General features: G+C 38.6%; 11 protein-coding genes. 6 read left to right on the plus strand and 5 right to left on the minus strand.

Features of this window, described 5'->3' with window-relative positions:
- Window positions 1-213: hypothetical protein (locus tag CLV98_RS23525; protein ID WP_158281319.1), on the plus strand; the 213-nt coding region annotated here is incomplete at its 5' end.
- A gap of 208 nt (window positions 214-421) precedes the next feature.
- On the opposite strand, the gene CLV98_RS24255 is transcribed toward CLV98_RS23525, so the two are convergent.
- From CLV98_RS24255 to tnpA, 5 genes are all read right to left on the minus strand, one after another.
- Window positions 422-748, minus strand: a complete 327-nt coding sequence (locus tag CLV98_RS24255) for a transposase domain-containing protein (protein WP_109678372.1) — start codon at window positions 746-748, stop codon at window positions 422-424.
- Window positions 670-1,020 (minus strand): IS66 family transposase, encoded by a 351-nt coding sequence (locus CLV98_RS22725; protein ID WP_158281320.1) that lies wholly within the window; start codon window positions 1,018-1,020, stop codon window positions 670-672. Before CLV98_RS22725 ends, CLV98_RS24255 begins: the two co-directional genes overlap by 79 nt.
- Window positions 986-2,137 (minus strand): IS66 family transposase, encoded by a 1,152-nt coding sequence (locus tag CLV98_RS22730; protein WP_109678376.1) that lies wholly within the window; start codon window positions 2,135-2,137, stop codon window positions 986-988. Before CLV98_RS22730 ends, CLV98_RS22725 begins: the two co-directional genes overlap by 35 nt.
- Window positions 2,138-2,140: 3 nt before the next feature.
- On the minus strand, window positions 2,141-2,482 hold the full coding sequence (gene tnpB, locus CLV98_RS22735; RefSeq protein WP_109678378.1) for an IS66 family insertion sequence element accessory protein TnpB: 342 nt from the start codon (window positions 2,480-2,482) through the stop codon (window positions 2,141-2,143).
- A gap of 71 nt (window positions 2,483-2,553) precedes the next feature.
- Complete coding sequence (gene tnpA, locus CLV98_RS22740; protein WP_146202342.1) at window positions 2,554-2,775, minus strand: IS66 family insertion sequence element accessory protein TnpA; 222 nt, start codon at window positions 2,773-2,775, stop codon at window positions 2,554-2,556.
- A 226-nt stretch (window positions 2,776-3,001) separates the two neighbouring features.
- Here tnpA and CLV98_RS22745 point away from each other — a divergent pair, with 226 nt between their 5' ends.
- The 5 genes from CLV98_RS22745 to CLV98_RS22765 all read left to right on the plus strand — a co-directional run.
- Window positions 3,002-3,349: a hypothetical protein gene (locus CLV98_RS22745; protein ID WP_146202343.1), complete on the plus strand. Its 348-nt coding sequence runs from the start codon at window positions 3,002-3,004 to the stop codon at window positions 3,347-3,349.
- 441 nt (window positions 3,350-3,790) lie between these two features.
- Window positions 3,791-4,015, plus strand: coding sequence for a hypothetical protein (locus CLV98_RS22750; RefSeq protein WP_109678384.1), 225 nt, complete (start codon window positions 3,791-3,793; stop codon window positions 4,013-4,015).
- Between the two features lie 26 nt (window positions 4,016-4,041).
- On the plus strand, window positions 4,042-4,251 hold the full coding sequence (locus CLV98_RS22755; protein ID WP_025765277.1) for a hypothetical protein: 210 nt from the start codon (window positions 4,042-4,044) through the stop codon (window positions 4,249-4,251).
- A 71-nt stretch (window positions 4,252-4,322) separates the two neighbouring features.
- Window positions 4,323-5,063 carry a CPBP family glutamic-type intramembrane protease gene (locus CLV98_RS22760; RefSeq protein WP_109678388.1) on the plus strand — a complete coding sequence of 247 codons (741 nt, stop codon included), beginning with the start codon at window positions 4,323-4,325 and terminating at the stop codon, window positions 5,061-5,063.
- 26 nt (window positions 5,064-5,089) lie between these two features.
- The coding region (locus CLV98_RS22765; RefSeq protein ID WP_146202344.1) for a cysteine peptidase family C39 domain-containing protein at window positions 5,090-5,277 on the plus strand (188 nt) is incomplete at its 3' end.

A 5,277-nucleotide genomic window follows, 5' to 3' on the forward strand; every position in this document is an offset into this window, starting at 1 on the left:
TCCATTGATGAATTCAAACAGTTGTGGACGGGTGTATTGATGATCTTGCTTCCTTCTGATGAGTTTAATGCGGGTGACCAGCGTGTTTCCGTCCTACGCCGCTTCTGGACTTTGGTAAAGCCGCATAAAAGTGTCATGATTCAGGCATTATTTGGTGCAGCCGTAGCAACTTTACTGGGTTTATCCACCTCCATATATATCGTAACCCTCTAATTATCCCCGTCCAGATTCCTAAAATTTTCGGGAAGTAGATTGTAACCCTCTAATTATCCCCGTCCAGATTCCTAAAATTTTCGGGAAGTAGATTGTAACCCTCTAATTATCCCCGTCCAGATTCCTAAAATTTTCGGGAAGTAGATTGTAACCCTCTAATTATCCCCGTCCAGATTCCTAAAATTTTCGGGAAGTAGATTGTAACCCTCTAATTATCCCCGTCCAGATTCCTAAAATTTTCGGGAAGTAGATTTGCTAATTCTTTGATGCTTGCTGATGGGATTTTTTCCAAAACATGATTTAACCAGGTTTCTGGATTGACATCATGCTTTTTGCAGTCGGCCATGAAGGTATACATGATGGCGTTTCGTTGTGCAGATTCGTGTGTGCCTGCAAATAAGTACGGTGCGACGCTTCGCTTTTTACGGCCTATTGCTACTGGCCTTATGGCGTTTTCTACCAGATTATTGCGGAACGCCGCCCGATCAATCTCGAGGAGAGTCCATCGAGCATATAGTTTCCTAGCTGGTCCCATCGCTCAAAAGTGTAACGTAGGGCTTTGCCAATAGCACTTTTTGGCAATGTTTTCTCCAGATTCTGACTGATCCATTTGCCTAGGAGATTATACACTGGCAATGCTTTTTCTATTCTGAAGGCCTTTCGTTGGGCTGCATCCAGGTTGGCTTCTTTGGCTTGGCGCTCTATATGGTAAAGTTCTTGAATGAGCTTCATGGCTATTTCTGCCCTGTTTTTATCGTTTGACAGGGCTTCCTCAAAGCGGTCCGCCGCCGCGGTTACGGCGAGCATGTGCCCAGCAACCCAGGTGGGTAATTTCACTACGCTTAGCCAAGTTCTCATAGCCCGAATAGCCATCGGTTTGCAAATAGCCACTGAAGTTTTTCAAGGCCGTCTCTGGATATTCCCCTGCACGCCCTTGCTCGTATTTGAACACAGTGTTACCTGTGATTGGGTCGCTATAAACCCAAAAATATCCCAAATGGCAGGCTCCTTTCTTTTCTGACTCCAATACTTTCAGGGTTGTTTCGTCCACCTGAAGGTATTTTAGGGTAATAATTTTGTTGAATTGATATTCGTAAAGTATTTCAAGGCGATTGATACCGAGCCTTGCCCAGTTGTATATGGTAGCGGAATTGGTTGGTATTTTTTGCCGAATCATTTCCTTGAGCATCCTATCGATGGGCAGGTGCATCACAAACTTGCTATAAAGCCGGTGTGCCACCACGCCAACGCCTACTTTTGACTTTTCGAATACCGAATCTGGCACAGCAGCCACCGCAAAGCTACCTTCCTTGATTTTTGGGGCATATATGGGACGAATGATACGGCGAATAAAGTGCTTTGAGGGCTGATATTCAAGGTAGTCTGAGCTTTCGTTTTTTACAAAGACCATTTCAGAAAGGTCGCCTTCGGGTTCAATAATGGTTTCAACCACTTCCAAATGCACAGGAAGGACGATACGCTTTGTTGATTTGGGCTCGAGTTTTTCTTTTTTGGTGGCTTCTGTACGTTTTTTATTGACTATTTCTTCAATCGCTGTAATTTCCTCGGCAGTCATTTGATCACCAAAGTCGAGCTTTAGCTGCTCAACTGGCTGATGAATATAGGTTTCCGCTTTTCGCCCAAAAAGCATTCTTTGAAACTTTGCAATGAGGGCTTGATTTTCGGCAATTATCGTATTCTTTTGAGCGATAATTTCATCCTTACTTATGGCAATATTACTGAAGTATTCAACAGCTTTTTCCAAGCCTTCATTTTGAGCAATCAAGAGAGCCATTTTAGGGTCAAAAGCCTCTGTATTGAGCGACTGGGGCGATATTTTTACTGTTTTTTTGATATGTAAAAGTACGCATTCTATGCCAAAAAGCCATACATTTCCATGTCTTTGTGTATGTTTTTCAAACAATTTTTACAACAAAAATCGAGGCTTTCTTTTAAGTTTTGTGGCGGTGATTCCCTCCAGCATCAGTACCAGTTCGGGCCAGCGAATCGTGCTTTGGCCTGGCTGAATCTGGGGATGCCCAAAGGTGCCTTTCTCGAGCCTTTTGTGGTAAATGACCAGGCCATCCACCTCCCAATGTAGCAATTTGATCGTGTTGCGCGCTTTGTTGATGAACACAAAAACATCGCCACAGGTAGCCTTTCTACCCAATTCATTGGTCACCAAGCCACAAAGTGTGTCGAAGCCCTTGCGCATGTCACAAGGTTTGGCATAATATTCGTATCGATTGGCGGCAGTGAGTGCAAACATTAAACCAAACCAATTAACTGGCTTATCAATGAAAGATTGCTTGCTTCTGCGCTAATTTTCACGCCATTTGGTTATTCCAAAACAAGGCCAATAGGTTCAATGGGAGCTGTAGATGGCTTAGTTGCTATAGATATGAAGCCTTTTTGGCGCTTTGATTCAGTAGTAAATTGATGTTCCCAATATCTAAATTTAGGTAAACCGATATTGTTTTCAAGGCAGAAGTCCTTTTTTGTTTGGCCCGAGGTCTTCAGAAATTTATCATAAAGTACCCGCATTTGATTTTCCTTTGTCATAGTCATATTTGTTTTTGACAAAGGTCAGCCTAGTTTTTGGGCTAGACAAGATGGGGGTGATTGAGGGGATACAGTGTATCACTACATTTTTATTCAATATCCTAGTAGTTATTTGGCAATTCTTAATCGGGTTTGACTTAAAAACGATTATTTTATGATTTCATTTTCTTTCAAAAAGATCGGGTATTGGATTATAATCCTGTCATTGGTCATGTTTTTTTTCGTTATGTTAAATTTTGACTTCTTTTCACCATTGATGGAGACATGGGTTGGGGTTCTTAAATGGTTAGGCCTTAGCGGTTTGATTTTGGTTATTATTTCGAAAGAGAAAAATGAAACTGCTGAAATCGAAAGGTTAAGGTACCGTTGGTTCTTTCAGACGTTTTTTGGAGTATTACTAATGATCGTAGTGTTTTCGCTGTCCAACTTACTTGTTACAGACGATGCGGTTAGTGTGGATAAAGCCTTGACTTATCTTAAAGACAATGACCTTTTTAAATTTTCCGTTATTTTTCTGACAGTACATTTTTTTGCTTTCCGTAGGGAATTAAGAAAAATGGGCAACATTCTTTAAAACCATACAGTTTTTACAATACATGAAGGCAGGATTAAATAAAAAGCTGTAAATGTGTATCTACATATTAATTGGATTGTTCAGTGGCCCTATTGTTGCTAAAGCCTACGCTATAATTAAGAATTTACTTATTTCCTGGTTTGAGTAGTGGACGATAAACGTCATCACCTCGCTTAACCTAGGCAGAGTGTATGGTTTATACCTGCAAAACCGGCGTCAAATAACCTATTACGGGGGAAAGTAAAATCGAAAAACCGGCTGGTTGAAGTAGTTTTGATGAAAAAGAAATAATTTTTAAAAAAATTTTACAAAAATATAGCCAGTGCAACTATAGTGCACTGGCGTTACTTAGCTTTACAGCATCATCATACAAGACACCGTTGGCCAACAGAATCTAGTGATGAATTTTGGTAAATTTTTTTTCATTTTAAACTTATCAACATGAAGTTACAAGCTATTGACTTGGAAATGTATGGAATGGCAGAGTTATCTCTGGAAGATCAACTCTGCATCAATGGAGAGTACTCCTGGAATGAATTTTGTAATGATGTAGGCTATGGAGCAGGGTCTTGCGTAGCATATGCAACAAATGCAGTAAGCATCATTAATGAGATGATGGTAGATGTAGTTACAGGTAAGACAATCGAAAGGATATTTAGGAAATGATTTCTTTTAAACTAAATGATATTTATATGACGAATTTAGCAAATATCAATATAGAAGAGACTGATATTTTGAACTCGGAAGATTTACTTATAATCTCAGGTGGAGAAATAGTAGTAAGTTCAGGTGATGCAGCTGGAATAGCTCACCGATCGGCCCAATTGTTGGAAGGCATAGTTAAATCGTGGAATGCCTTCTGTTCGGGATTTAGTTCAGGATATAAAGATCACATAAAATAAGGATTCAATTAATCTATTAACAAGTGTGGGTGATTTTTTGCATCCACTCTTGTTAAAAAGGAACATAATAAATGATTCAGGGAATATTTGAGTTTTTTAAAAAGCCGTATTCTTTTTACTCTATTGGGGAAAATCAAAGATTGAAAGAACGAATTTTCTCATTAAAGAACGCTTATTTTATTTGCCTTTGCTCAACCTTTATTATTGTTTTGATCATCGCAGGAATTGAAATGTTTTTAAGGTCAAAATTTGGTTTTTCTATAAGCAAAAACCTTACAAATGGGAGAAAGGAGTTTTTAGTAAGCAATTCCCCTTTTATAGGTTTTTTGAAGATCTGCATAATTGGCCCATTGAATGAAGAAATTATGTTTAGACTACCCCTCATCACAAAAAATAAATTTTTGAGATATATTATTTTTGCTATTATTCTTGAATATATTTTTCCGCAATTTTTTCAACTACATATCTCCTTTTTGCAGTATAATATTGCTTTGTTTGTTATTTTGGTGATAATACTGGTTTTAAATGGCAGATTTAAAAGGCACATCTATTTTTTTCAGTCCGATAAAAGAAGTAATTATTTATGCTGGATATTAATAATTGTATTTTCACTAATTCACTTAGGGAACTTCACTCCGATTTACTGGTCTTATCTATATGTATACCCTATTTATATTCTTCCTCAGTTTATGTATGGAATTGTATTTAGTTTTTTTGCTATTAAATATAATTCCTTCTTCCTTCCTTTTTTTTTGCATGTTGCTATTAACGTAACACCTGAAATTTTCAAATGGTTAAGTGATTTATTTTAAAAAAGGTTAAATTATCGCCTAAAATTTTGCATTCATACACACGCATCAAACAACACGATATTACAGACTGCGGAGCAGCCTGTCTGACATCCGTTGCGGCTCACTATAAATTGCACCTGCCAATCGCCCGTGTGAGACAGTATGCCGGAACGGACCAAAAAGGCACTAACATGCTTGGGCTTATTGAGGCTGCGCAAAAGTTGGGTTTTCAGGC

Origin of the sequence: Dyadobacter jejuensis (genome assembly GCF_003149085.1) — a bacterium.
Taxonomy (GTDB): Bacteria; Bacteroidota; Bacteroidia; order Cytophagales; family Spirosomataceae; genus Dyadobacter; species Dyadobacter jejuensis.

What these genes read in the sequence shown, in the direction of transcription:
- CLV98_RS24255 (WP_109678372.1), bottom strand. Translation starts at nt 748, where the DNA reads ATGGGACCAGCTAGGAAACTATATGCTCGATGGACTCTCCTCGAGATT.
- CLV98_RS22725 (WP_158281320.1), bottom strand. Translation starts at nt 1,020, where the DNA reads ATGCTCGCCGTAACCGCGGCGGCGGACCGCTTTGAGGAAGCCCTGTCA.
- tnpB (WP_109678378.1), bottom strand. Translation starts at nt 2,482, where the DNA reads ATGTTTGCACTCACTGCCGCCAATCGATACGAATATTATGCCAAACCT.
- tnpA (WP_146202342.1), bottom strand. Translation starts at nt 2,775, where the DNA reads ATGACAAAGGAAAATCAAATGCGGGTACTTTATGATAAATTTCTGAAG.
- CLV98_RS22745 (WP_146202343.1), top strand. Translation starts at nt 3,002, where the DNA reads ATGTTAAATTTTGACTTCTTTTCACCATTGATGGAGACATGGGTTGGG.
- CLV98_RS22750 (WP_109678384.1), top strand. Translation starts at nt 3,791, where the DNA reads ATGAAGTTACAAGCTATTGACTTGGAAATGTATGGAATGGCAGAGTTA.
- CLV98_RS22755 (WP_025765277.1), top strand. Translation starts at nt 4,042, where the DNA reads ATGACGAATTTAGCAAATATCAATATAGAAGAGACTGATATTTTGAAC.
- CLV98_RS22760 (WP_109678388.1), top strand. Translation starts at nt 4,323, where the DNA reads ATGATTCAGGGAATATTTGAGTTTTTTAAAAAGCCGTATTCTTTTTAC.